At 38.6% G+C, this 612-nt stretch carries 1 protein-coding gene; it reads right to left on the bottom strand.

Going from position 1 to position 612, the window contains the following annotated elements; genetic code table 11:
- The coding region (locus tag IE271_RS44635) for a class I tRNA ligase family protein (protein ID WP_190195532.1) at positions 1-612 on the bottom strand (612 nt) is incomplete at both ends.

Here is a 612-nt window from a genome sequence, read left to right as displayed (position 1 = left end):
AATTTTTCATGCAAGGCTTTAGCGACTAAATAGCCTTTTTGGGTGAGCGCATAGATAGCGTCTTTTTTCAAAGCGATCGCCACATTCGCATACAAAGTCCAAGGCGTGGTCGTCCAAATCACCAAGCTCGCTTTTTTGACTTTTAATTTTTCTAAACTCTCCTTTTTCAAACCAAACGCCACGAAAATGGAGGGCGATTTCTTCATCTTGTATTCCACTTCAGCTTCCGCTAAAGCGCTCTCGCATGCATAACTCCAATAAATAGGCTTATGGCGCTCTTTCAAAAGCCCTTTTTTAGCCACTTCCACTAAAGCCCTATAAATGCTCGCTTCAAATTTAAAATCCATGGTTTTATAAGGATCTTCAAAATCCCCCAAAACGCCTAATTGTAAAAATTCATTCTTTTGGATTTCTAAAAACTTTTTGGCATGATCTCGGCACTTTTCTCTAAACAGCGTGGGGTTTTCTAGGCTTGTTTTTTCTTTTTCTAATTGCTCTAAAATTTGCTGCTCAATGGGCAAGCCATGGCAATCCCAACCGGGCGTGTAATAGATTTTCCTCCCTTTAAAATATTCTCTTTTAACGACAATGTCTTTTAAGATTTTATTTAAG

Source organism: Streptomyces minutiscleroticus, assembly GCF_014650875.1.
Classification (GTDB): Bacteria; Actinomycetota; Actinomycetes; order Streptomycetales; family Streptomycetaceae; genus Streptomyces; species Streptomyces minutiscleroticus.
This window is presented reverse-complemented; position numbering and strand designations above follow the sequence as displayed.